Here is a 23,127-nt window from a genome sequence, read left to right as displayed (position 1 = left end):
CCTTCCCCTCAGCCCTTGCTCTTCCACTTCTCGGTCCAGTACTTGTCCCAGCTGTCGAGCAGCTGCTTCGGGGTCATCTTGCCGAGCAGCACCCGCTGGATCTCCGCGTCGGCCTTCTGGGACCACTCGGTCCACCAGGGCGCGTCACGGGGCTGGGTGACGGTGATGTACTTGTCCGGGTTCTCGGTCATCGTCACGTAGCTGGCCCACGGACCGGTCTTGTAGAACTCGTCCTCGCTCGCCGCCTTGAGGATCGGGACCAGGCTGTTCTCCTTGCTGAAGGTGGTCGACGCCTCGCCCTGCGAGAGGAACTTGATCAGCTTGATGGACTCCGCCTTGTGCTTGCTGCCCTTGGCGATCCCCCAGCCGGCGGTCGCCAGCGGCTGAACGGCCTTGCCGCCTGGACCGGCGAGCAGGGGAGCGGTGGTCCACTGGTCCTTCTTGATCGCCTTCGACTGCCCCACCGTCGCTATCACTTCGGGGTCCTGCAGCAGGAACGCAGTGGAACCGTTCGAGAAGCCCTCGACCATCTCCGGGTATCCCCATGCGACCGACGACGGCGGCGACGCCTGCTTGAACAGCTTGAAGTAGGTGTTCAGCGCGTCGAGGGCCTCCGGCGCGGAGAAGATCGTGCTGCCGTCGGTGAGCTTGTAGCCGTTCTCGCGGTCGATCTTGTCGGCGACGTACGCCTCGATGGCCGCGGTCACATTTCCGTTGGCATTGGTTCCGCCCCGGAACGCATAGCCGTACTTGCGCTTGCCCTTGTCCTGGATGGCGGTGGCCTGCTCCAGCAGCTCGTCCCAGTTCGTGGGCGGACTACTGGATCCGGCTTCCTTGATCAGGTCCGTACGGTAGAAGAGGCTCAGCCCATAGAAGCCGTACGGGACGAAGTACGTGTTTCCCTTGGCGTTCTTGGAGGCCTTGGTGGCGTTCTCGGTCATGTCCTTCCAGCCGGCCCACCCCTCAAGGTCCTTGCCCATGTCGTGGAGCCAGCCGTTGGTCGACCATGGGCCGGCGGTGATGTCCCGGACTTCCAGGGTGTCGACGCCGCTGCCGGACTGGAGCATCTGCTGGATCTTCTGATCTGCCTGGTCGGTCGGCGGCGAGATCAGATTGACCTTGATCTTCGGGTTCTCCTTCTGGAAATCGGCGATGAGTTTCTTCAGGAGCTCTGTGCGGGCGGGGTTCGTCAGGCTCTCCACCATCTGAAGGGTGACGGTCCCGTCACTCGCACTCGTGGAGCAGCCCGTCAGTACCATCGCGGCAGCGATGCCGAGGGCGGCTATTGCCTTCCTTCTTCTCAACTGTCCTCCTCCATAGGTGTGATTCCGCAAAGCAGCGTCGGATGGGAACGTGCCTCGCGCGTCTCTACGGTGCGGCGTCCGCAGTGCGGGCCCACTCGCCGAGCACCGGGACGCAGCGCTCGGCGAAGTACTCGAAGTCGGCGGCCGTGTTGTACACATGCGTCGACAGACGGATGTAGCCGACGCCGTCGAAGCTGGTGAACGCCGCTGCGACACCCAACTCCTGCGCCACCCGATCGCGCAGCGCGTCGGCGGCGGCATGGCTGGTGGCCAGGCCTGCGGGCAGGCGCACCAGCCGCAGGGCGTTGACCGGCATGCCGACGTCAACTGCGCTGCTTGTACCGGTGAGTTCGGCGAAGGCGTCGCCGACGATTCGCTCCGCATAGTCGGCCAGGTCCTGCATATAGCTGCGTGCCGTCTTCCAGCCCCAGGTGCGCTCGATGAAGTCGAGAGAGGCCGGCGCCGCGAGATAGCTGGTGACGTCCACCGTTCCCTGGGTGTCGAAGCGCTCGGGGAACGGATCGGCGGCGCCCCAGGAGTCGATCAGCGGATAGAGGTCGTCGCGCAGCGCGCCGCGGGCGACCAGAGCCGATGTGCCACGGGGGGCGCAGCCGAACTTGTGAAGGTTGCCGATCCAGAAGTCGCACTCCAGACCGGAGAGAGGACCGTCGATCAGGCCGGGAACGTGCGCCCCGTCCACGAGGAGCGGGATGCCGTGCCTCCGCGCCTCCGCGCCGATCCGCTCCACGGGCATCCGGCGCGCGGTGGCCGAGGTGATGTGGTCCACGACGATCAGTTCCGTCGCGTCGCCGAGTTCGGCGGCGATCGCTTCGTAGGCGTGCTTCTCGTCGGCGTCGAGGGGAACCCTCACCGTGCGAACGGTGCCGCCCCAGCGCCTCGCGAGGCGCTGGGCCCCCATGGTGACGGCTCCGTAGCCATGGTCCGTCACGATGATCTCGCCGCCGCGTCTGGCCGGCAGGTTCGCGTAGACGACGCTCGCGCCGCCACTCGCATTCGGTACGAGAGCGAGGTCCTCCACGGCGACGCGCAGGAACGCGGCGATGTCAGCCCTGGCAGTCGCGACCCGCTTGGGGAGCGCCGGGAACCACACCAGCGGGGACCGTTCCATTTCCTTGCGCAGCCGGTTCTGTTCGTCCTGCGCGACGACCGGCACCGCCCCGAACGATCCGTGGTTGAGATGTTTGTGCCCGGGGTCCAGCGACCAGGCTTCCGCGGCGGCCCGCCCGTCAGGGAGGAGCAGCGGGCGTGGTGCTGGGGTGAGGTCGGTCTCGCTCACGTGACTCCGATCTCCCGTGATCTTCCAGATCACGCGTGACATCAGATGATTCTCAAAAGAGATATGACGACTTGGGGCGGCATCCTGACACGCGGCCCCTGGCGAGAGCAATAGCCTCGCGCCGGTTCGTGTGGACGCGTCAGCCTGATGACCTGTGGTTGACCGGCTACCCTCCACCAAGCGCCGAGTTTGACCTTGTAAAACAAGGACGATCGGCGCTAATGCCTTGTGTTGTCGTTCGCTGCCTGGCGCCTGACTGTGCGTCTGCTATCGGCTGGTCTGTAGTCGTGATCGGGTCGAGAAGTCCTCCGGGCGTCGTCCGGGCACCAAAGTCGTCTAATGACTTCCTGTTGAACCGGATGCACTGTCTGATGACTCGGTAGACTGTTCGGAGGCCGGGCGATGCTGCCGGGCCATCCGGAGAGGAAGCGATGTCCGCAGTCGACAAGGCATTTCACGGCCTCAGGCACATGATCGCCACCGGTCGTCTCGGCGCGGGGGAGCGTATTCCGCCCGAGAACGAGCTGTGCGAGGAGCTCGGTGTTTCCCGGGGGCCCCTCCGCGAGGCGGTGCGGATGCTCGTGGCGCTGCGCATCGTCGAGCCGCGTCACGGCTCGGGCACCTACGTCTCCCAGCTGCGGCCGGAAGACATCATCGGCAGCCTCTCGTTGACCGTCGATCTCCTGCCGCTGAGCGGGCTGCTCGAGGTGTACGAGCTCCGGCGCGTTCTGGAATCCCACGTCGCCGCCCAGGCGGCTGCTCGTGTGAACCCCGAGACGCTGAAGACGATCTTCGGACACATCGAGGCGATGGAAGCCATGGAGGCGAAGGACGACCCCTCCAAGATCTCCGAGCTCGACCACCGCTTCCACTCGGCGATCGCCCGGATCGGAGGCAACCCGACTTTGGAGTCCCTGCTCGGCGTGTTCCGCGCGCGCTCACGCGCTTACCAGGTGTTCACGCTTCCCGAGAGCGCTGAGATCAAGCGCGCAAGCGATGAGGAACACCGTGCGATTGCTACCGCGATCGCCAATCGGGACCCTGTCGCCGCTGCCAGCGCGGCGGCGACCCATGTCGCTCACACGGAGAGATGGCTGCACGCCTTTCTGCCGTCTGCGGAGGGGGACAGCCCGAACACGTCGTCGTGACGACCATGCATGCGGCTGCGGCAGCTGCATGATCAGTAACGGCGATGGTCCGCGTCACGCCCTGGCCGTGGCTGAGCACGGCATCGGCGCCGCACTCTCCGCACTCGTCCCTGGCACCCGGCTGCACGAGGGCGTCTGGGAGTTCGAGGGGCCCAGTGAGAGGGACATCAAGCTGCGCGGTCGCGGCGTGGTGCTACTGCCCACCTTCCACTGGACCGGCATCCCCTCATCGCCCACCTGCCCGATGGCCCCCTGGTCCTGACCTACCCGGCCGGTCCGGGCCTGCCGCTCCTGCCGACCCGTCCGGGCGGCAAGGACGACGCGCCGGCCGGGGTGCTCGGGCGAACCCGCGTCGACATACTGCTCCTGCTCGCGGAGGAGCACACCACCAGCGAGCCCGGCGGCTGCGAGTCAGCAATGCCGCTGTTTCCGCCCACACCGCCGCGCTGCGCGGCGCGGGCCTGATCACCACGGCCCGCGCCGGACGGTGGTCCTGCACCAGCGCACTGCTCTGGGGAGTTTGCTGGTTCAGCGACGCAGTGGAACGCGGAGCGCGACCAGCTGAGGTCCAGAGGCCAGTGCCGCGCTGGGGCTACGGCTTGGGCGTGCGCGACGCGCCTCGGAGGGGCGCCGCGCCTGCGAGGCGCCGATGGGCAGTGTCGGCGCAGTCAGTAGCGCTCGACCATCGACGCCCCGCCGTATCTGGAGCCGGAAAGGCCAAGCGTCGCGTCGTATGCCCTCTTGTGATCGCCGCTCTTGTCGTGCGCCTCGATGGCGTCCGAAACCGCGTCACGCAGCGCCTTGTCATCCTTGTTCATGCCGATGCCGTAGGGCTCCTCGGTGAACGGGCTCCCGACGACCTTCAGTTTCTCCGGGCGCTGGGCTGCGTAGCCCATGAGGATGGCATCGTCCGTGGTGACGGCATCGACCTCGTCGTTGAGCAATTTCTGAACGCACTCGTTGTACTTGGACGTTTCGACGGTCGTGGTGTTGTAGTCGGGCTTCTTGATCTCCTTGATCGCGGTCGAGCCCTTGACCGAGCAGACCGTCTTGCCCTGAAGGGAATACGGACCGCTGATCGTCCCGTCGTTCTTGCGGACCAGGAGGTCGGCGCCCGCCGTGTAGTACGGGCCGGCGAAGCCCACTTTCTTCTTGCGCTCGTCGTTGATCGTGTACGTGCCGACGTACAGGTCGACCTCGCCGCTGGAGATGGAGGCCTCGCGGTTGCGGGTGTCGACCGTTTTGAACTCGATCATGTCCGGCGAGAACCCGAGGTCGGCGGCGATCATCTTGGCGATCTCGATGTCGAAGCCGGACCGCTTGCCGCTCGCGTCCTCGAAGCCGAGGAACGGCTGGTCGTTCTTGGCGCCGATGATGAGCTTGCCCGCCTTCTGGGCCTTCTTCAGGGTCGGAGAGTCGATCTTGACTTTCTTGGCGACCTCGTAAGTGGGCAGCGTCGGCTGTTCCCCGCTGTCCGAGCTACCGGTGGGATTGTCACCGGTACTGCCGGACTCGCTGTCACAGGCGGTTGCCGTGAGGGCGACCGCAAGCACGGCGATCGTCGCGAGTGCGGCGGACTTGCAGGGCTTCATCGTGAAACATCCTTCGTATCAACAGCTGCGGCAGGCTCAACGGTTGGGGACAAGGGCGTCGCCGCAGGACGTCGCGCGTCAAGGGTGCAGGATCTTGGACGTAAGTCCTTGGTCCGGTCGCTGCGTGGGTGTTGCGGAACTCATCCGGCGAGGCCCCTTCGACGATCTTGCCGTCGGCCACGAGCACGACCCGCTTCACGGCGGACCGTGCAAAGCCCATCTCGTGCGTGACGACGATCATCGTTGTCACGTCGCGCGCGAGCTGCGTAGGGAGGACAGTAAGGAGTCGATCCTCTCGGCGTCATTACATCTGAGCAGAACTTGAGCATCACGGTCCGGCTACGGCCGGACATATCCGGCATGGGCCTGGGCTGCCCGCCGGGCACACCCATCTCGATCCACGGAGCGGGCCGGCCGACTTGCTGCCCCCTCCACACTCGCCCGAGTGCGAGGATGCGTAGCGTTCTCCCATGCCTGAACTCCAGCGCCTTCGCCTCGACCATGCCCCGGCCCTGCTCGCGTTCGAGCAGGAGAACCGGGCCTACTTCGCCGCGTCGATTCCAGACCGTGGCGACGACTACTTCAGCCATTTCGAGGCACGGCACCGTGACCTGCTCGCCGAGCAGGCCGCCGGGCTGCACTTCTTCCACGTGCTGGTGGGCGGCGGCGGTGAGGTGCTGGGGCGGGTCAACCTGATCGATGTGGCGGACGGTTCTGGCGAGCTCGGGTACCGGATCGCCGAGAGAGCGGCCCGTCAAGGCCTGGCCACGACCGCCGTCCACCAGACATGCGCCCTGGCTGCTACGGAGTACGGTCTGACCATGCTGCGGGCCGTGACGACGGTGGACAACGCCGGCTCGCGAGCCGTGCTGGCCCGTACGGGATTCGTACCCACCGGCGAGACCTTGCTGGGCGGCCGCCCAGGGATCTGCTACGAACGTGACTTGAGTGGGCTGTTCCGGGCCCCCGTCGCGTGATGATGGCGGCTCGTGGAGCCGGGGTGGGCGTCCGGGCTTCGCCCCGCACCCCCGAACAGCGCGATCTGCACGGCGACTTGCTGGACCGTCTGCACGCCGGCGGCGTAGCCTCTCCCGCTGATGCCCCGCTGATGCCCCGCTGATGCCCCGCTGAAGGCCTGCCCCATGGTGCCCGAACAGCAGCAGGGCCCTTCGGCGCCCGCCCGGCGCACGGACTTTCAAAGACCTTCGGTTCTTGTTGAGCAGAACAGGCCTCGTCTCCGTATGTGTCGGTGTTGTGCTGTGCCTCCGCCCGAGCGGGTGAGGGCACGGTCCGACTCGGCCGAGGGCATGAAGTCCCCGGTGTGCGAAGGCAACCAAGGAGGGGCGGACTTGTGAGCTACAGACAGAGACACAAGCGGTCCAGATGGATCGGCATGACAGTCGCGGGAGTGGCAGCAATGGCCGTGGGGGGCGGGGCTCTCCTGATGACCGACAACAACGCCTCGGCCAGCCGGGAATCCGCGAAATCCGCGCGCCAGCTGGCGGCGGCGCAGGCGCCGATGACCATCAACTGCCCCGACGTCGCAGTCCGTTTGTCGAGTGTGCCGCAGGAGGCGCGGCCCACTGTGGACAATGAACTGGCGCAGCTGGATACCCAGGTCGCAGATGCCTATGGGCAACTCGCCGCGGGTGGCGCGAAAGCCGACCAGAATTGGGTGCGCGCGCGGGTGTTGGATCCGCTGTCGTCCCAGCGCCGCAGCACACTGGACCGCATCGCGGCCGAGATCGACCGGGTCTCGACCAGCCCGGAGGGACTGGACTCGCTGGCGTCCTGCACGGTCAAGCGGGACGACGTGGCCCCCGCTTCCGCGTCCGGGGCCGACGCTGCGGCTCCCGGCGCCCCCGCTTCGAGCGCACCTGCTCCGGGTGCCTCCGCTCCGGGTGCTTCCGCTCCGGCTGCAGGCGGTCAGGCGCAGACCGGTCCCCGAAGGTCGGACTTCGTGGACATCCGCAAAGTGCGGCCCAATGTCGCCAACCCCCGCCTACAGCCCAATGCCTCCCGCGGCACGTTCAAGTCGCGCTGCGGGCGTAACGAGAACAAGCACTTCAACCCCGACAACGTGATCGTCGCACCCGGCGTCAGCAACGGCGCCCACCACATGCACGACTACGTCGGCAACCTCGAGACCGACGCCTTCTCCAGCAATGACGACCTTGCCACCGCCGAGACGACATGCACCAACGGAGACCGCTCCACCCACTACTGGCCGGTCCTGCGACTGCGCAACGGAAAGAACGAGGGTGACGTAAACCTCCCCGGCGGAGGACAGGACGGCAACGTCGGCCGCATTCTCCAGCCCGCTTCAGTGCAACTCACCTTCCGCGGCAGCCCCGTCGGCAAAGTCACGGCGATGCCCACGTTCCTGCGCATCATCACCGGCGACGCCAAGGCGTTCACCAACGGAACAGCCAACGCCAACGCCTCGTGGAGCTGCACCGGCTTCGAGAACCGACAGCTGAAGGACAAGTACCCGCTGTGCCCGCGGGGCAGCAATGTGGTGCGTACCTTCAAGTTCCAGAGCTGCTGGGACGGCCAGAACACCGACAGCGCGAACCATCGCACGCATGTGGCCTTCGCCCAGGCCAACGGCTCGTGCCCCAAGGGATTCCGGGCCATCCCGCAGCTGGTCCAGCGGGTCACGTACAAGATTTCGCCCGGCTCGGTGTTCGCCGTCGACAGCTTCCCCGAGCAGTTGCACAAGCCGGTGACGGACCATGGCGACTTCATCAACGTGATGTCCTCGTCGCTGATGAGGAACGCAGTGAGCTGCATCAACAACGGCCGTAGGTGCGGCTGACGCCCGGCCCCGGCACGGCGAACGCTACGTCGCTGCCGGGTCCACCACAGTGCGGGCGGGCGGCACGGCCGGCCGCCCGCCCAGGTCAGTAGTCGCCCGTCCCGGTCACATGCGTGCTGCTGTACCGAGCTGTGCTGAGGCCGTCTCGAGCGGGGTGAGGGCCGGTGCGCGGACGACCGTGGGGGCGGTGTGGCAGGTGAAACCGAGGCGTGTCAGCGCCCTGGTCACTTCGCCGGCGGTGAAGTCGCGGCGATCCTGTCCGGTGATCACTTCGCCCACCTGCTTGACGGGGAAGATGCGGCGGCCGATGGTCACGGAGTCACCGGTGACGGGTTCAGGCTTGATGCCCGTCATCGATTGCTGAACGTCACTCTTGACCAGGTCGAAGGGGAAGCGGGCGATGACGCAGCGCATAGTGCCTCAACAGGGTTGGAGGGAAGGGCGGACACGGAATGCCGGCCCGGGGAGATCAGCGTGTGAGGGTGAGGACGCCGAGGATGTACCCGTCCTCGTCGACCACAGGCGAGGCACCGAGCTTTCGGGCCCGCATGGCGTAGTCCGCTTCGTGCAGCGACGTTTCGGACAGGGTGAACGGCCCCCGGTCGTGGACGATGTCCCGCAACCGCGTGTCCTCGGCGTACCAGGAGCCGCTGCGGTACGCGGTGAGCTGGGCCCGGGAGACCAGGCCGGCGCAGCGGTCGTCCTCGCCGCGGACGATCAGGTGCCCCACGCCGGCGCCGATGAGGACGGACAGGGCGACATCGACGATCATGTCATCGCCGACCTGCGGTCCCGGTGAGGTCATGGCGTCGGCGGCGGTCAGCCCGATCCGGTCCGTCTGCCGCGGTTGCGTGAGGATCAGCGTCAATGGACACCTTCTGTGTTCGGTGGATCAATGGACCGCGGCGACCGCCGGGGCTGCGACTTCATGCGGCGCTTGTGTACGAGGTCGGGCGCTGCGAGGTGCCTGCCCGCCCTTGGGACGAAGCGGGGGAGCGGCGGCCCTGGGCGCTGCGGCTGCGTCGGCCACCGGTGGAGGAGGCGCTGCGCTTGGGGCGCTCCACAACCGGTGCGGTGATGGTGACGGGTACACCCGAGGGGGCCTGGGCGCCGGTGATGCGGCTCAGTTCGGCCTCGCCGGAGCGGACCTGCGCGGTCTGCGGGGTGATGCCGGCGGCGGCCATCAGGCGCGCCATGTCGCGGCGCTGGTTGGGCAGGACCAGGGTGACGACGCTGCCGGACTCGCCGGCGCGGGCGGTGCGCCCGCCTCGGTGCAGGTAGTCCTTGTGGTCGCTGGGCGGGTCGACGTTGACGACGAGGTCGAGGTTGTCGACATGGATGCCGCGGGCCGCGACGTTGGTGGCTACCAGCACCGTGACATGACCGGTCTTGAACTGGGCGAGGGTGCGGGTGCGCTGGGGCTGGGACTTGCCGCCATGCAGCGCGGCGGCACGTACACCACTGTGCAGCAGGTGCTTGGTGAGCTGGTCAACGGCGTGCTTGGTGTCCAGGAACATGATCACCCGGCCGTCGCGGGCTGCGATCTCGGTGGCGGTGGCGTACTTGTCGGCACCCTGGACGTGCAGTACGTGGTGCTCCATCGTGGTGACCGTGGCTGCCGAGGGGTCGACGGAGTGGACCACGGGGTCGTTCAGGTACCGGCGGACCAGTAGGTCGACGTTGCGGTCCAGGGTGGCGGAGAAGAGCATCCGCTGACCTTCGGGGCGTACCTGGTCGAGCAGTTCGGTGACTTGGGGCATGAAGCCCATGTCGGCCATCTGGTCGGCTTCGTCCAGGACGGTGATACCGACACGGTCCAGGCGGCAGTCGCCGCGCTCGATGAGGTCCTTGAGCCGTCCCGGGGTCGCGACAACGACCTCGGCCCCGCCACGCAGGGCGCCGGCCTGGCGGCCGATCGACATCCCACCGACCACCGTCGCCAGCCGCAGCTTCAGCGAACGGGCGTACGGGGTGAGCGCGTCGGTGACCTGTTGCGCCAGCTCCCGGGTGGGAACCAGGACCAGAGCCAGCGGCTGCCGGGGCTCGGCGCGTTTGCCCTCGGTTCGAGCCAGCAGGGCCAGGCCGAAGGCGAGTGTCTTGCCCGAGCCGGTGCGGCCACGGCCCAGAACGTCGCGGCCGGCCAGGGTGTTCGGCAGGGTTGCAGCCTGGATCGGGAACGGCACGGTCACGCCCTCGGTGCGGAGCGCCGCCAGCAGCGGCGCGGGCATATCCAGTTCGGCGAACGCCTCGACGGCAGACAGGGCCGGGGTAACGGTGACGGGGAGCGCGAACTCCCCCTGCAGTGCGGCGGGACGGCGTCCGTAGCCGCCGGAGCGGCTGGAGGTACCCGAGCGGCCCGGATTGCCCTGGCGCCCCTGCGACTGCGAACGGAAGCCGCCGCCTCTGCCGGAGCCTGCGGTGCCGCCCTTGCGGGTGCGGGAGTAGCGGTCGTTCGTGCGAGCTGCGCGGTTCATGCAAAACCTTCCTCGATGCGGCACGCATCCAGGAATTCTCGGCAGCAGTGAGCGGCATAGAGAATTGCAAGAACGAGCCGAAGTGAAAACTAAGACGAAGCCCGGCCGCCGCCGACGCAAAAGGCGGGAGGCGGACACGTCAAATTGACTGACATGCACCGCAGCGGCTGGGATGCAAAATCATGGGGAACGGGCGGACCTGTGTCCTGCAGGAGTCGTGAGCGAATCGTCCGCCGTACGGTGAGGAAAACTGTTGCGTCTCGCCGTGTGTGAAGTCGCTGCGGCCCGGCCGGCCCGGAGAAATGCAACGAGCTGGGGCCCGCACCCCAAGGTGCGGGCCCCAGCTACGTCGTGCGCGTCAGCCTCAGGCGGGAACGATGTTCTCGGCCTGCGGGCCCTTCTGGCCCTGCGTGACGTCGAAGTTCACCTTCTGGCCCTCCTGCAGCTCGCGGAAGCCCTGGGCGGCGATGTTCGAGTAGTGGGCGAAGACGTCAGCGCCGCCGCCGTCCTGCTCGATGAAGCCGAAACCCTTTTCCGCGTTGAACCACTTGACGGTGCCAGTAGCCATGTCATATCTCCTTCGGGGCAGTGCCCGGTGCCCGCACTGTGCGAGCTCCGCGTCGCCGCGATGATTGCCCCGTCCGGAAAAGAATCCGGAAATACAGAAGTGCACGCTCCGGCAATAACGCCGGCACGGGCACTTGAAGTCTCTGGGAACCACAACTGCAACTGAGAACTACGGTAGCACGGCGCAAGCGGACGGGCGCGGCGAGTAATATCACTCCGCCCGCTGCACCATAAACCCTCATGGGGCATCGCTCGAATATCTATGCCTGCGGCACTAGATATTCGGGTGCGCGGAGCTCATCCGAGTCATACGAGCGGAACGGACTGCGCTGCCGACGCGGCGTCGGGTATGCGAACGCGACCTCTTCGCCAGGCCGGCGAACCCCAGGCCTGTCAGGGTGTCCCGTGACTTGGGGCGAGGCTTCGCCGATGCTCGGGGCGTCAGTCAGGTGTCAGTCAGGTGTCAGTCAGGCGTGAGTCAGGCGTCAGTCAGGCGTCAGTCAGGAGCCGGCGGCTCCGCCCGAGTCTGCCGTGGGCCGGCGCAGTTCCTCGTTGATTCGCAGGGCTTCCTCGAGCTGGTCTTCCAGAATGACGATGCGGCAGGCTGCGTCGATCGGCGTGCCGGCGTCGACCAGTTCGCGCGCGCGAGCGGCGATACGCAGTTGGTAGCGGGAGTAGCGGCGATGGCCGCCTTCGGACCGCAGCGGGGTGATCAGCCGGGCTTCGCCGACCGCTCGGAGGAAGCCGGGCGTGGCGCCGATCATTTCGGCGGCGCGCCCCATGGTGTAGGCGGGGTAGTCGTCATCGTCGAATCGATCGGTGGTGTGCGGCGGGATCTCTGGGGGCATTTGCACCTCTTTCTGGAACGCGTCGAGGGGCCCCGATGCGTACACACCGGGGCCCCGAGGGGTATCAACACCATCTGCCGGCGCTGTGCGCTGGCTTTCGTATTCCGCGTGTCCGTCCTTGAGACCGGAAGTGCGGGGATCGCGGATGTGTGACCGGGGACCACCTTCCAATCGGGGCCTGCGGTACCCGGGCGAACGAGATCCTCGCCCGGGCGATCCTGATGGCGTCTACTCCTCTCTGTTTCTTCGGGTCGTAACTGCTCTGAACATGCGGTGCTGCACGACGACCCCGGGGGTCGCCCGGCCCGGCCATCAGACCTGGGATCTTCTTGCACTTCCTGACCCCAGGGCTCCATTGCCGTGCCGTGTACTGCTCGCGCCAGTTCGTCTCTGTCGCGTATCGCTGACTTCGTCGGCTACGGAAGAAACTCTAACCATGTGAGGGCGTAATTTCTACCTTTGACACGGTAGATTTTCCTGGTCCAGAAGAGAAAATATTTTCGCACTGCCGCAGCTCCGGGGAGCCGGGTCCACCGCGTCGCGACGTGCTCCCGGCTGCCGGCCCGCCCCGCGGGCGTACCGCCAGGGTCACGCGAGCCGCGTCGATGCGCTCGGTGTCCGGGGTGTCGCCGCGGAAGAGCCGGCGGTCGAATGATCCAGTCGGCCGCTGTCGTGAGGCGGCCGGCATGCGGTACGTAACTACTGCTGCTACTGCGCGGTGAGTTCACGCACCGTGGCCATGTCGCTGAACGCCAGCAGCTGTTCGCCGACGATCTGATACGGCTCACTCCCCTTCCCGGCGACAAGGACGATGTCGTCAGGTCCGGCGCTGGAGAGGGCGTAGTCGATGGCCTGGCGGCGGTCCGCGCACCGCTCGAACCGGGTGCCGGTCGCCAGCAGGCCGGGCGTGATCTGATCCAGGATCGCCTCGGGGTCTTCGTAGCGCGGGTTGTCGGAGGTGAGGACAACCAGGTCGGAGAGGGTCCCGGCGATCTCACCCATTCGTGCGCGCTTGGTGGTGTCCCTGTCGCCGCCGCAGCCGAAGACGGTAATGACCTCTCCGGTGGCGAATTCCCGGATGGCGGTGAGCACTTTCTCCAGCGAGTCGGGGGAGTGGGCGTAGTCCACGATGACGGATGTGCCGCGGGTGGTCTGGAATCGTTCGAATCGTCCAGGGACCGGTGGCATCCGGTCGAGCGCGGCGACCAGTCCGGCCAGGTCGTGTCCCAGAAGGTGGCAGGCCGCCACGGTGGCCAGCGCGTTGGCCACCGAGAACCGTCCTGGTACGGGGATCGCCGCCGGGTACTTGTATCCGGCGTGCTGGAGGGTGAAGCGCGTGCCGAAGGCGTCCATGCTCAGGTCGCTCGCCCGGTAGTCGGCCTCGGCGTCGATGGAGTAGGTCGTGACCGCGCCAGGCATCATCGCCCCGATTCCCGCTCCCACAGGGTCGTCCGCATTGACTACTGCGCGTCGGCACAGCCCCTGGAACAGGCGCAGCTTGGCATCCCGGTAGTTCTCCATGGTGCCGTGGTCGTCCAGGTGGTCCTGGGTGAGGTTGGTGAAGATGCCGACGTCGATGAAGGCGTGGTCCACCCGGTGGGTCAGCAGGCCCATCGACGTGGCCTCCAGGACTACGGTGCTCACCTCGCGGTCGCGCATGTGTCCCAGCAGGTACTGGAAGTCGGGTGACTCCGGTGTGGTCAGCACAGATCTCGGCATGGGGATCAGTTCATCGCCGATCCGGCTGCCGGCCGTCCCGATCACGCCCACCCGCGCGCGTTCGGCGATGCGCAGAACGGACTCCACCATGTACGACACCGACGTCTTCCCGTTGGTGCCGGTGACGGCGACCATGTCCATCTCGCGCCCGGGCTCGCCGTAGTAGCGGGAGGTGACGACCGCGGCCGCCGTACGCGTGTCGGGGACCCGTACGACGCACACCCCGGTTCCCGTGGCCTGCACCGCCGCCGGGAGGTCGGACACCGATGCGTCGACGAGTACCGCCACAGCGCCGCGCGCCAGGGCGGGGCCGACGGCTTCGGGGCCGCCTTCGCGGTGACCGGGCACCGCGATGAACAGGGACCCCGGCGAGACGCGATGGGCGTCGAAGCATGTTCCCGCGGTGATGCGCGTCTCCGGATCGCCCAGAAGGACCTCGTGGTCGTGCCCGGTCAGCAGTTCGCTCAACTTCACAGGAGGTCCTCTCGGGGGTGCGGACAGACCGGATGTCGGCCGTCGCCGGTAGTGGCGACGGCACGTCGAGCAGCCGCGGGAATGGTGCAGGGGTGCCGGGTGGCGAGGGGGCAGTGGCTGGGTGTCCCGGGAAACCGGAAGAACCGCAGAAATCAGAAATCACGAAGAAGGCGGCCGCGAGTGGTGCCGGAAGGCTGCGCGGGAGCGGAGAAGAGGATCCGGACCCGGTTCGTCAGGAAGTGGTTAGCCGTGGCCGTGCAGCGCGCGGCAGCGAGTCGTCCTGGGCGCAGTGGGGCACAGCGCGCGCGGGGCCCCTCGCAGGCACTCCCTCATCGCGTGTGTGCAACCCATGGGTGGAGTGTACGTCGCGAAGAGCGGCCCCGATCCCGCCCGCGGGCAACCAGCCGGCTGGGCCCTGGCGTGCGCATGGCGCGGCCTCGACCCACTCACTCCAGGGCTCTGTCACCTCACCGGGCCGACCGCCGACGGCGGGGACGGCAGCTCTGGACGAAGACCTTGAGCGGTGTGCACTCGGCTGCGCAGACCATACGGGAGACGATCTCCGCGTGGCGGCAGCGACCGTGCGTCTCGGACACGACGGCTGGACACGAACTCCTCGCGTACGTGCGCCAAACGGCGCGGGCCACTGCGTGATGCGCACTCAGGTCCTGGGCACGCCGGCGAAGTGGTGGCATAGGCGTGCCGTCTCAGCAGTGGAAGCACAGCCGATTTGAAGCCCTGTCAGACCTCCATCACGGCATCGCACTGGGCACAGACGAGCGGCGCGTACTTCGGTGTGTACCACGATGAACCGGGTTGCTCCGAGGGCTTCCAGGGTGCCGCTTCCATGGCGAAGGTGTCCTGACCGCACAGGGTGCGCGGCCCTGGAGTGGTGGAGGAGCCGGGAGCGGCGTTCGCCGCGTGCACGCGGAGGACGGGCCGCTCCTCAACCGATGACATGCCGGTGGAGGATCGCGCTCCGGGCCGCTGATCGAGCTCATACATCACGAAGATCTCGCTCATGTCCCGACGGTAGGCCGATACGGCGGATCATGCAGTGGGGACTCGGGCAGATCGGCCGCGCGCTGACCAGCGGCAGGCGGACCCCGCCGCAGCCTCCGCCGCTGGTCGTCGGCGCGTTGCGGGCCCCAGGTGCCCGCCACTCCTACCATGTGTATGACAACACCTTGGTTCAGGAGGTTCGTCATGACGCAGGAGGGCGGCCTGAGACTGCATATGCGGCGTGTCCTCGTCGGCGCACCGCTCTCAGTCGTATTCCGTGCGTTGACCGAACCGCAGGAACTGTCGAAATGGTGGGGCCCTGATGGGTTCACCATCCCGAGTGTGGAGAGCGAGCTCCGGCCAGGGGGTGGCTACCGGATCGCGATGCAGCCTCCGGAGGGTGAGCTGTTCTATCTGGCAGGGGAATTCCGCGAGGTCGCCCCTCCGGAACGTCTGTCCTACACGTTCCGGTGGGAGGATCCAGACCCTGAGGACCAGGAGACGGTGGTGACCCTGTCGCTTCGCGAACTCGACGCTACGTCGTCGGAGCTGGTGCTCACTCAGGGTGACTTCGCTACGGAGCGGCGCCGCGCTCTTCACGAGGAAGGCTGGACTCAGGGGCTCGACAAACTCGAGGCGCTCGTGTCGTCGGCGGCATCGCCCTGAGATGTCGCCATGTCACTGGGCGCTACAGCTTCTGCATGCCGCCGCCCTCGCCATCGCCGCGCTCACGCTGCGCCTGGCGGCCACGTAACCACGCGGCAGCGTGTTCGAGCCGAAGTACGACGGCTTCCGGCTGCACCACGCGAGATCCGGCAGCCAGTCGACGACCCGGGAGTGTGTCCGGCGGTGACGTGCGGGCAACTGACACTGTTCGCCGTCCGTCGCCGCATCGGGCGTTCCCACGCCCAGCGGATCAGCGGCCGCAACTGGCCGGAAGAGGAGATCCTGAGCGCGATCTGTGCGCAACGGGCCGCCACAGCCGGATTGACGGACACCTGGGCGGGGATGGTGATGAGGTTGATCCGGTGCGCTTTGGCGATCCGGGACTCCGAAGGCGAGCGCCTGGTCGCCCCGGAGATGCTCGACTACGCTCGGGAAGGTCCCGCCACGGTATGCCGGTTCGGACTCGGAACAGGATTCCGTTGATCACCTTGCGGTGATCGCTCCAGCGCCCTCCACGCCGCCCGACAACAGGCAGATGCGGCTCCAGCCGCACCCACTCCGCGTTCGTCAGATCGCCCCGCCCCATGCCGAGCACAACGACCCAGCCTTCAGACAGTCACATGATCCGCCGGACAGGCCCTAACCCCCACTTGCTCATCAGCACCCACAGCTACCGGCACCCGGCCTCCCCACCGCTGAGCTACTGCGGCCTGCGGGGAGCCTTCGATCAAGTCGGACTGCTGCCCCGCCAGGTCTGGGCCGACCGCATCCTGTACGAGGCCGCCCAGACCACCGACCCGGTACACCTCGTCCGTCTCTTCGGTATCCACCCCCACATCGCCGTCAAGTACGTCCACACAGCCCACCCCGACAAGGCCCTGCCGAGGATCCGATGACCTGATCGTCTTGACGAGGCCGCGCTGGGTCGGGCCGAGAGCCAGAGCTCGCTGATCACGAGCATCCGCTGACTCACTCGGCGCGTCGGGGCACGCGGATCAGGGTCTGCTGGCCGTTGGCGACGAGCTTCCGGGCGCCGTCGGGCTGGACGCCGCGCACCTCCAGCTGACACACGGTCAGGGTGCCCCCGGGCTTCAGGACGGTGCCGATCGCTTCGAGGTGGTCGCCGACGGCGGGCGCGAGGAGGTTGATCTTGTACTCGACGGTGAGGACCTCGGAGTCCTCCTCGAACAGCGTGAGTGCTGCGTAGCCGCCGGCGCTGTCGGCGATGGCGCTGGTGGCACCTGCGTGGACGAAGCCGTGCTGCTGGGTCACCTCGGGCCGGGCCGGGAGCACGATGTGTACGCGATCGGGTCCGATGTGCGCGAGGCGCGCGCCGAGGTGGGACATGAGGCCCTGCAGGTCGAAGCTGTCCCGGATGCGCTTCTGGACCACGGGGCTCGCCTGTTCCAGCCGTGTCTGGTCTTCCACGTACGTGCTCTCCTTCGGGTCCGTGTCGGATGGAGCGGGACGGGCGCGTCAGCCGACCAGGCATTCCACCAGCAGGTACCCGCCGATGGCGATCATCATGGCACCGCTGACGCGGGTGACGACCCCGGCGGCCGAGGGCCGGGTCTTCAGGACAGTGCGGGCCAGGACACCGACGGCAAGGTAGACGACGGCGCAGGCAGTCAGGTGCACCATGCTGAGGAACCCGGTCTGCGCGGCGACCGGCCAGCCGCCGGTGGTGTCGGAATGGAGGTACACGTAGCCGCCGCGCTCGCTCTTGCCCTTGCGGCGCTGGACTGCCTTTGCCTGTTGACTTCCGCGACCGTGGATACGCCAGCCACCGCCGTCCGGGATCCGGCCGGCCTTCTTCACGTCGACGTGCACCATGTGGCCGGGCCGTCGAGCAGTGATCGTCCGCAGCTCTCGGTTGGTCTTGCCGTTGGGGTCGATGAACTTCCGTCGGTTCAGACCGAGGGCGGCCAGGTGGCGGGTGACCGTGCAGCGCGAGATCACAATCCCGTCGCCGGCGAGCTCGTGGACGATGCGAGTGGCCGACCACTTGTGAGCACGCCGCATCTCCTCAATGCGTGTAGCCACGTCGACTGGTGTCGCACTCGGCTGATGGTGCGGCGTCGAGCTTCGATCAACCAACCCGAGTTCGCCGTATCGCCGGTGCCGGTTCACCCACTTCGACGCCGTTGCTCGGGAAATCCCCATCTCTGCGGCGACATGCGCGATCGGACGAGTCTTGCAACGTTCGATCAACCGGCGGCGCCCCTCCACGGACAAGGGTGCGTTCGCGTGGGTCATGGTGTCGTCGAGGCTGTACGGGACGTGTGGTGCCGTGCGCCGGTGACGATGAGTGAGACGTTCTGTCCGCCGAAGCCGAAGGAATTGCTGAGCACGGCCTCCTGGGGGACGTCTCGTCGCTCTGCGACGACATCGAGATCGATGTCGGGCCCGACGCCGGCCGCGGTGAGGTTGCGGGTCGGCGGGATGACGCCGTGCTCCACACTGAGGACGGCGATGAGCGCCTCGATCGCACCAGCCGCGCCAAAGAGATGACCGAGTGCCGCCTTGGGGGCTGTCACGGTGGCGCGGCCGAAGACCTCCCTGATCGCGTGTGCCTCGGCGACGTCGCCGACCGGAGTTCCGGTGGCGTGGGCGTTGATGTGGCTGATCTGCTCGGGAGCCAAGCCGGCTTGCGCGAGGGCCTTCCGCATGGCCGAGATCTGACCGGAGCCGTCGGGAGCGGGTGCCGTGATGTGGTAAGCGTCGGCGGCGATGCCGGCGCTCGCGAGTACCGCGTGGACGCGCGCGCCTCGGGCGCTGGCGTGCTCGGCGCTTTCGAGCACCATGACAGCGGCGCCTTCACTGAGGACGAATCCGCTGCGATCCGCGGCGAACGGCCGGGACGCTGAGGCGGGTTCGGCGGTGTGCCGCGACAGTGCTTGTGCCTGGGCGAAGCCGGCGACGGTGATCGGGGTGATCGCGGCCTCGGTCCCGCCCGCGATGACCACGTCCGCCTCGCCGGCACGGATGAGCCTGGCGCCCAGGGCGATCGCCTCGGCACCGGAAGAGCACGCCGAGACGGGTGTGTAGACCCCGGCCCGTGCGCCGTATTCGATACTGATCAGCGCCGCCGCCGCATTGGGCATGAGCATCGGTACCGTGCGTGGCGAGACGCGCCGCGTCCCGGCCGCCTCCAGTACGTCGTCTTCCTTCAGCAGCGTCCGTATGCCCCCGATGCCCGTGCCGATCGCTGATGCAAGCCGGTCCGGGTCCACCCGCGGGGCACCGGCATCGGCCCAGGCTTCGGCCGCTGCGGTGAGGGCTGCCTGCTGCGAGCGGTCGAGCCGCCTGGCCTGCACCGGCAGCAGCGACTCGGCGGGGTCGATCGCCATCGTCCCCGCGACGGTCTCGGGAAGGCCGGCATCCTCGTGGCCGCGAAGGACGCCGCCGCGGATGCCGGACTCGCCGGCAAGCAGGGCTTTCCAGGTGGACTCCACGTCTCCACCGAGTGGTGTGATCGCGCCGAGTCCGGTCACAACGACTTCAGTCCGGTGCATGCCCTTCAACCTTTCTTGTATGTGATACAAGCAAACGAAGCCTTGTTGTATCACATACAATTTGGGTGTGGAGAAGAGGCGAACCGAAGCTCGATCAACGTCGGCTCGGTCGCGTGACCGCGGTCGCGCGACGAGGCGCCGGCTGATTGAGGCAACTGCACGGCTCTGCAAGGAGCGGCCCGGCACTGAGGTGAGCGTCGCGGAGATCGCGAACGCGGCGGGCGTCTTCCCCAATCAAGTCACCTACTACTTCGGCTCCAAGGACTCGCTGCTCGTGCACGCCGCCTTTCTCGGCTTGCTGCACGACGCCCGACGGATGGAGCGCATCGGTCGCCAAGCCCTCGATGCGGCGACATTTCGGCGCAACATCGCCCGCGCCGTACTGGCCATGCCCTCGCTCCCATCGGTCGCGCGAGCACTCGCAGCCGGGATCTCCAAGCCCGAACTCGCCCCTGTGGTCGACCGGCACCTCCAGTTGCTATTCCGGCAATCCGAGCGCTTCGTGAGCCAGCTCATCGACGCTCGCGGCTGGAGGGCCCGTCGACCGCTCGACGTGGAGGCCAGGACGTTCTGGAGCACCGCGCTCGGCGCAGTGCTGCTCGCCCGCGCCGGGGCACACGGCACCGTCGCCGACCTAGACCTCGCCGGAGCATTGACCATCCACGACGAACCCGAGGGCTAGCTCAGTCGAACGGGCCTGCGGCGACGACGTGCGCGGTTCCCGCCCGACGGTGGCCTTGTCGCGGTCGGCGTGTCCGCCGTCGCCGACGAACTCCACTGTTGCGGCTAGAGCAAGGCGTCAAGAACCTGCTTGCCAGCAGTCGGATCCGACCCCAGGCCGACGTGGGTCCTACAGGGACATCTGCTCGTGCTTCGACCAGGCCAGGCCTCATCCGCAAGCCCGAGTCGGATTCCACGCCGAGCAGCAGGACACCTCTGCTCCCGGGCTGGCAGCACCTGCTGGAGCTGGTCGACGAGGCCGCCGACGACGAGCGCCCCCGTGGGAAACCGGCCGGAGGCTGCGACCGGATGGCAGGATATCGACGTACTAAGTCATTTTTGCCGATCGTGGTGACGGGTCTCCCATCGCACAATGGGAGACCTTGGCTGGCCGTACGGCCCTTGGACTGAGAGAAGATCTCCTGTGCGTTTCCTCGACTCCTCCTCCTTCACCGCTGAACGTCCCTGGGGCGCGCTCGACCTCGCCGCTCTGGACGACGCGACCGTGCGGCTGCACTGGACGGACTAGCCCTACCGGTGGCACGTCAACGAAGGGCCGGAGGTGTTCGTGGTACTCGACGGAGCGGTGGACATGCACTACCGCGTCGAGGGCACCGAACAAGTCGAACGCCTCACACCGGGCCGGGTGTGCTGTGTGGAGCCCGGTGACGAGCACGTGGCCCGCCCAGTCCCCGAGGCCCGCATCCTGGTCATCGAGAAGCGCGACAGCGACTGACGGCCCGCCGTCGGCGCCGACCGCCGCCCCGCACCGCGGCGGGGCTGAGCGGCGGGTACCTGCGGACGCGAGGAGGCTGGTCACCTCGGCGATCCTCGGGCAACGACGCCCCCGTTCCCCCAGATCCGATTGCGCCAGCGGTTACGCGGTGGCCCGCCGTGCATACACCTCGATCTCGACCCTCATGCGGGGATCGGCGAGGCCGCACATGAGCATCGTGGCGGCCGGCCGGGCCGAGCCGAAGGCGCGACGCAGGACCGGCCAGCAGGGCTCGAAGTCGGCCCGGTCGGGCAGCAGATACCGCACCCGTACCACGTCGGCGAAGGTGCACTTCGCCTCGGCCAGCGCGGCCTCGATGTTGCGCAGGCACTGCTCGGCCTGGTCCACCACGTCGTCGGAGATCGTCATGGTGGTGTAGTCGAAACCGGTCGTCCCGGACACATGGACCCAGTCGCCGTCGACCACGGCGCGGGCATAACCAATCTGCTCCTCAGACGTCGAGCCGCTGAGGATCGCACGTCGCTCTGTCATGCGCAGCACGCTAAGTGACCAGCACAGATACGTCTAATACAGCTTCAGGCATGGGGTGATATCTCTAAGCGTATGGAGCGCCCCGAACTTCCCCTCCCGCAGCTGCGCGCCTTCGTCGTGCTCGTGAGGAACTCCATTTCGGCCATGTCGCTGCCCGCCTGGGCATCGCCCAGCCCTCGCTGAGCCAGCAGATCCGGCGGTTCGAGGTAGAGGCCGACCACGTCGCGCATGATGAGGCGGTCGCCTCGCCACACCAACCGAAACGGTGAAACTAGTTGGCGGTTTACGCCTGCACCTTGCGCTGTGCTCTCGTGGCCCCGGCCGTCTGCCCCTATGTTTTAGAAGCTGGCGGTACGGCGGGAAGGTCGAGGGTCAGTGAACCGGAGGCTCTAAGACTGCCGATCATGGTCAGGCCGCTCAGCAAGGGCCTGTTGGCGAATTCGGCGAGGACGCCCCGGTCGACTCCGCACAGCGCGAGAGCCGCTGCGGCCACCGGCATCCGGGCACGGTCGGCTCCGTCGGCGATTTTCACCCCGACAGCGCGGCCATCCGGCAGGGCGGCCACTTGGACCCCTTCGAACCCGTCCTTGGCCAGCAGGCCCGGGACGGCTCGCATCAGCCGTGCGACATCCCGCCAACTCCCGGAAGCCATTTCCGGATACTCGCGTATGGCGTCGGCGACACTGGCCTCCATAGTGCCCGGCGCCGCAGAGGCGATCCGAGCCACAGCTCGGGTGAGGCCGCGCAAGGAGACGGAGAAGAGCGGTGCTCCACACCTGTCGACCGTCACTTGCGCGATCATCTCACCCGTCAGATCCTCCACCGCAGCGGCGATTGATTGTTGCAGCAGATGCCCGGCGTCGAGGTATGTGTCGAGCGGCCAGCCCCGGGCCTGAGCCGTCATCAGCATCGCTGCATGCATGCCGGAACCGTTCTGCGCGAGCCGGGACAAGCCGTGTCCACCACGGACCCACGCTTCACGCACCGCGGGATCGCACGGCCAGTCGGGCGTATTGCCCAGGTCGGCTTCGATCAGCCCGGCAACCGCCAAGAGGCGCAGGACGCCCACCAGGTGGCGCTCCTCGCCTGAGTGACTGGCCGCAGCCAGCGCTAGCAGTTCACCATCCAGAAGCAGCCCGGCGCGCAGCAAGCCCACGACCTGGACGGGCCGGAGTGCGGAGCATGGGCAGAACGCGGCCTCAATGTCGCCGACTTGGAACTCCACGCCGCCGTCGGCTGACAGGACGACGACCGAGCCGTAATGGACCCCTTCGATGAGGTCTCCGCGCACCACATGGGCGAGCGGCGCATGGCGGGGCTCACGAATAGGTGCCGCCTTTGCCGGCGCACGCCCCGGGTAGCCAACTTCCCCGTCGGTCTGCGCCACCCGTCAGGCCCCGAACTCGATGCCCGCGGCTACCGCGGTGCTGGGCACGGTGTCCACCCGGCGGCGGGCCACGAAACAGCCGCCGACCAGGGCCGCCACGGCCAGCGGCAGGCACAGCACCGTGGTGTTGTATGCCCCCTTGTCGGCGTACATCAGGAGCTGGTTTTGGGCGTCGGGGGCCCAGGGCAGTTGATAGCGGGCTCGTGTGACCCGGCAGTCCTCGCAGTGGGTCCACACGAGTAACGAGCAGACCATGATCAGGCTCCAGGTGCCGAGGGGTCTGGAGCCGGTCGCCCGACAAGCGCGTAGGTTTCCGTAGCCACACCGAC

At 67.5% G+C, this 23,127-nt stretch carries 23 protein-coding genes and 4 pseudogenes; 9 read left to right on the top strand and 18 right to left on the bottom strand.

Annotated elements, in window-relative coordinates; translation table 11 throughout:
• Positions 1-8 precede the first annotated feature (8 nt).
• Together ACH492_RS10970 and ACH492_RS10965 are read right to left on the bottom strand one after the other, a co-directional pair.
• Positions 9-1,304: an ABC transporter substrate-binding protein gene (locus tag ACH492_RS10970; protein WP_398985010.1), complete on the bottom strand. Its 1,296-nt coding sequence runs from the start codon at positions 1,302-1,304 to the stop codon at positions 9-11.
• A 64-nt stretch (positions 1,305-1,368) separates the two neighbouring features.
• Positions 1,369-2,601, bottom strand: coding sequence for an aminotransferase class V-fold PLP-dependent enzyme (locus ACH492_RS10965; RefSeq protein ID WP_398985008.1), 1,233 nt, complete (start codon positions 2,599-2,601; stop codon positions 1,369-1,371).
• A gap of 431 nt (positions 2,602-3,032) precedes the next feature.
• On the opposite strand from ACH492_RS10965, the gene ACH492_RS10960 reads away from it, so the two are divergent.
• Both ACH492_RS10960 and ACH492_RS10955 read left to right on the top strand, forming a co-directional pair.
• The gene (locus ACH492_RS10960) at positions 3,033-3,749 is read left to right on the top strand and encodes a FadR/GntR family transcriptional regulator (protein WP_398985006.1); all 717 of its coding nucleotides are present in this window, start codon (positions 3,033-3,035) and stop codon (positions 3,747-3,749) included.
• A 67-nt stretch (positions 3,750-3,816) separates the two neighbouring features.
• Positions 3,817-4,011, top strand: coding sequence for a hypothetical protein (locus ACH492_RS10955; RefSeq protein ID WP_398985004.1), 195 nt, complete (start codon positions 3,817-3,819; stop codon positions 4,009-4,011).
• A 406-nt stretch (positions 4,012-4,417) separates the two neighbouring features.
• On the opposite strand, the gene ACH492_RS10950 is transcribed toward ACH492_RS10955, so the two are convergent.
• Both ACH492_RS10950 and ACH492_RS10945 read right to left on the bottom strand, forming a co-directional pair.
• Complete coding sequence (locus ACH492_RS10950; RefSeq protein ID WP_398985001.1) at positions 4,418-5,341, bottom strand: glutamate ABC transporter substrate-binding protein; 924 nt, start codon at positions 5,339-5,341, stop codon at positions 4,418-4,420.
• 78 nt (positions 5,342-5,419) lie between these two features.
• Positions 5,420-5,606 (bottom strand): annotated as a pseudogene (locus ACH492_RS10945) (amino acid ABC transporter ATP-binding protein); the annotation flags it as partial.
• Positions 5,607-5,811: 205 nt separating this feature from the next.
• Here ACH492_RS10945 and ACH492_RS10940 point away from each other — a divergent pair.
• Both ACH492_RS10940 and ACH492_RS10935 read left to right on the top strand, forming a co-directional pair.
• Positions 5,812-6,318 carry a GNAT family N-acetyltransferase gene (locus tag ACH492_RS10940; RefSeq protein WP_398984999.1) on the top strand — a complete coding sequence of 169 codons (507 nt, stop codon included), beginning with the start codon at positions 5,812-5,814 and terminating at the stop codon, positions 6,316-6,318.
• Positions 6,319-6,785: 467 nt separating this feature from the next.
• Positions 6,786-8,159, top strand: a complete 1,374-nt coding sequence (locus ACH492_RS10935) for a DUF1996 domain-containing protein (RefSeq protein WP_398984997.1) — start codon at positions 6,786-6,788, stop codon at positions 8,157-8,159.
• A 105-nt stretch (positions 8,160-8,264) separates the two neighbouring features.
• Here the strand turns inward: ACH492_RS10935 and ACH492_RS10930 are convergent, their stop codons facing one another.
• The 7 genes from ACH492_RS10930 to ACH492_RS10900 all read right to left on the bottom strand — a co-directional run bounded on the left by ACH492_RS10930 (position 8,265) and on the right by ACH492_RS10900 (position 15,264).
• Positions 8,265-8,573, bottom strand: a complete 309-nt coding sequence (locus ACH492_RS10930) for an SCO5918 family protein (RefSeq protein ID WP_398984995.1) — start codon at positions 8,571-8,573, stop codon at positions 8,265-8,267.
• A 55-nt stretch (positions 8,574-8,628) separates the two neighbouring features.
• A complete protein-coding gene (locus ACH492_RS10925) occupies positions 8,629-9,027 on the bottom strand; it encodes a CBS domain-containing protein (RefSeq protein ID WP_398984993.1) in 399 nt (132 codons plus the stop codon).
• Between the two features lie 58 nt (positions 9,028-9,085).
• Positions 9,086-10,633: a DEAD/DEAH box helicase gene (locus ACH492_RS10920; RefSeq protein ID WP_398984990.1), complete on the bottom strand. Its 1,548-nt coding sequence runs from the start codon at positions 10,631-10,633 to the stop codon at positions 9,086-9,088.
• 364 nt (positions 10,634-10,997) lie between these two features.
• A complete protein-coding gene (locus tag ACH492_RS10915) occupies positions 10,998-11,201 on the bottom strand; it encodes a cold-shock protein (protein WP_069775160.1) in 204 nt (67 codons plus the stop codon).
• A 499-nt stretch (positions 11,202-11,700) separates the two neighbouring features.
• Positions 11,701-12,048, bottom strand: a complete 348-nt coding sequence (locus ACH492_RS10910) for a MerR family transcriptional regulator (protein WP_398984988.1) — start codon at positions 12,046-12,048, stop codon at positions 11,701-11,703.
• 708 nt (positions 12,049-12,756) lie between these two features.
• Positions 12,757-14,241 carry a UDP-N-acetylmuramoyl-L-alanyl-D-glutamate--2,6-diaminopimelate ligase gene (locus ACH492_RS10905; RefSeq protein ID WP_398984985.1) on the bottom strand — a complete coding sequence of 495 codons (1,485 nt, stop codon included), beginning with the start codon at positions 14,239-14,241 and terminating at the stop codon, positions 12,757-12,759.
• 741 nt (positions 14,242-14,982) lie between these two features.
• Positions 14,983-15,264, bottom strand: a complete 282-nt coding sequence (locus ACH492_RS10900; RefSeq protein WP_398984983.1) for a hypothetical protein — start codon at positions 15,262-15,264, stop codon at positions 14,983-14,985.
• 183 nt (positions 15,265-15,447) lie between these two features.
• Between ACH492_RS10900 and ACH492_RS10895 the strand changes: the two genes are divergently transcribed.
• The gene (locus ACH492_RS10895) at positions 15,448-15,909 is read left to right on the top strand and encodes an SRPBCC domain-containing protein (RefSeq protein WP_398984980.1); all 462 of its coding nucleotides are present in this window, start codon (positions 15,448-15,450) and stop codon (positions 15,907-15,909) included.
• 424 nt (positions 15,910-16,333) lie between these two features.
• Here the strand turns inward: ACH492_RS10895 and ACH492_RS10890 are convergent.
• A pseudogene (locus tag ACH492_RS10890) lies at positions 16,334-16,495 on the bottom strand (transposase); the annotation flags it as partial.
• 64 nt (positions 16,496-16,559) lie between these two features.
• Between ACH492_RS10890 and ACH492_RS10885 the strand changes: the two are divergent.
• Complete coding sequence (locus ACH492_RS10885; RefSeq protein WP_398984978.1) at positions 16,560-16,805, top strand: hypothetical protein; 246 nt, start codon at positions 16,560-16,562, stop codon at positions 16,803-16,805.
• 73 nt (positions 16,806-16,878) lie between these two features.
• On the opposite strand, the gene ACH492_RS10880 is transcribed toward ACH492_RS10885, so the two are convergent.
• From ACH492_RS10880 to ACH492_RS10870, 3 genes and pseudogenes are all read right to left on the bottom strand, one after another.
• The gene (locus ACH492_RS10880; RefSeq protein ID WP_398984976.1) at positions 16,879-17,337 is read right to left on the bottom strand and encodes a PaaI family thioesterase; all 459 of its coding nucleotides are present in this window, start codon (positions 17,335-17,337) and stop codon (positions 16,879-16,881) included.
• Between the two features lie 249 nt (positions 17,338-17,586).
• A pseudogene (locus ACH492_RS10875) lies at positions 17,587-18,165 on the bottom strand (helix-turn-helix domain-containing protein); the annotation flags it as partial.
• Complete coding sequence (locus ACH492_RS10870) at positions 18,162-19,424, bottom strand: beta-ketoacyl-[acyl-carrier-protein] synthase family protein (RefSeq protein WP_398984975.1); 1,263 nt, start codon at positions 19,422-19,424, stop codon at positions 18,162-18,164. The pseudogene ACH492_RS10875 and the gene ACH492_RS10870, both read right to left, overlap by 4 nt.
• A gap of 67 nt (positions 19,425-19,491) precedes the next feature.
• Between ACH492_RS10870 and ACH492_RS10865 the strand changes: the two genes are divergently transcribed.
• Together ACH492_RS10865 and ACH492_RS10860 are read left to right on the top strand one after the other, a co-directional pair.
• Positions 19,492-20,106, top strand: a complete 615-nt coding sequence (locus ACH492_RS10865; RefSeq protein WP_398984973.1) for a TetR/AcrR family transcriptional regulator C-terminal domain-containing protein — start codon at positions 19,492-19,494, stop codon at positions 20,104-20,106.
• Between the two features lie 600 nt (positions 20,107-20,706).
• Positions 20,707-20,880, top strand: a complete 174-nt coding sequence (locus tag ACH492_RS10860; protein ID WP_398984971.1) for a hypothetical protein — start codon at positions 20,707-20,709, stop codon at positions 20,878-20,880.
• Between the two features lie 141 nt (positions 20,881-21,021).
• Here ACH492_RS10860 and ACH492_RS10855 read toward each other — a convergent pair whose 3' ends face one another.
• Positions 21,022-21,411 (bottom strand): RidA family protein, encoded by a 390-nt coding sequence (locus tag ACH492_RS10855; protein ID WP_398984969.1) that lies wholly within the window; start codon positions 21,409-21,411, stop codon positions 21,022-21,024.
• A gap of 72 nt (positions 21,412-21,483) precedes the next feature.
• On the opposite strand from ACH492_RS10855, the pseudogene ACH492_RS10850 reads away from it, so the two are divergent.
• A pseudogene (locus ACH492_RS10850) lies at positions 21,484-21,632 on the top strand (LysR family transcriptional regulator); the annotation flags it as partial.
• Positions 21,633-21,742: 110 nt separating this feature from the next.
• Here ACH492_RS10850 and ACH492_RS10845 read toward each other — a convergent pair.
• Positions 21,743-22,798, bottom strand: coding sequence for an asparaginase (locus ACH492_RS10845; protein WP_398984967.1), 1,056 nt, complete (start codon positions 22,796-22,798; stop codon positions 21,743-21,745).
• A gap of 3 nt (positions 22,799-22,801) precedes the next feature.
• Positions 22,802-23,053 (bottom strand): hypothetical protein, encoded by a 252-nt coding sequence (locus tag ACH492_RS10840; protein ID WP_398984965.1) that lies wholly within the window; start codon positions 23,051-23,053, stop codon positions 22,802-22,804.
• Positions 23,054-23,127: the final 74 nt, after the last annotated feature.

The sequence above is a fragment of the Streptomyces sp. NPDC019443 genome (assembly GCF_044389785.1).
Taxonomy (GTDB): Bacteria; Actinomycetota; Actinomycetes; order Streptomycetales; family Streptomycetaceae; genus Streptomyces.
This window is presented reverse-complemented; position numbering and strand designations above follow the sequence as displayed.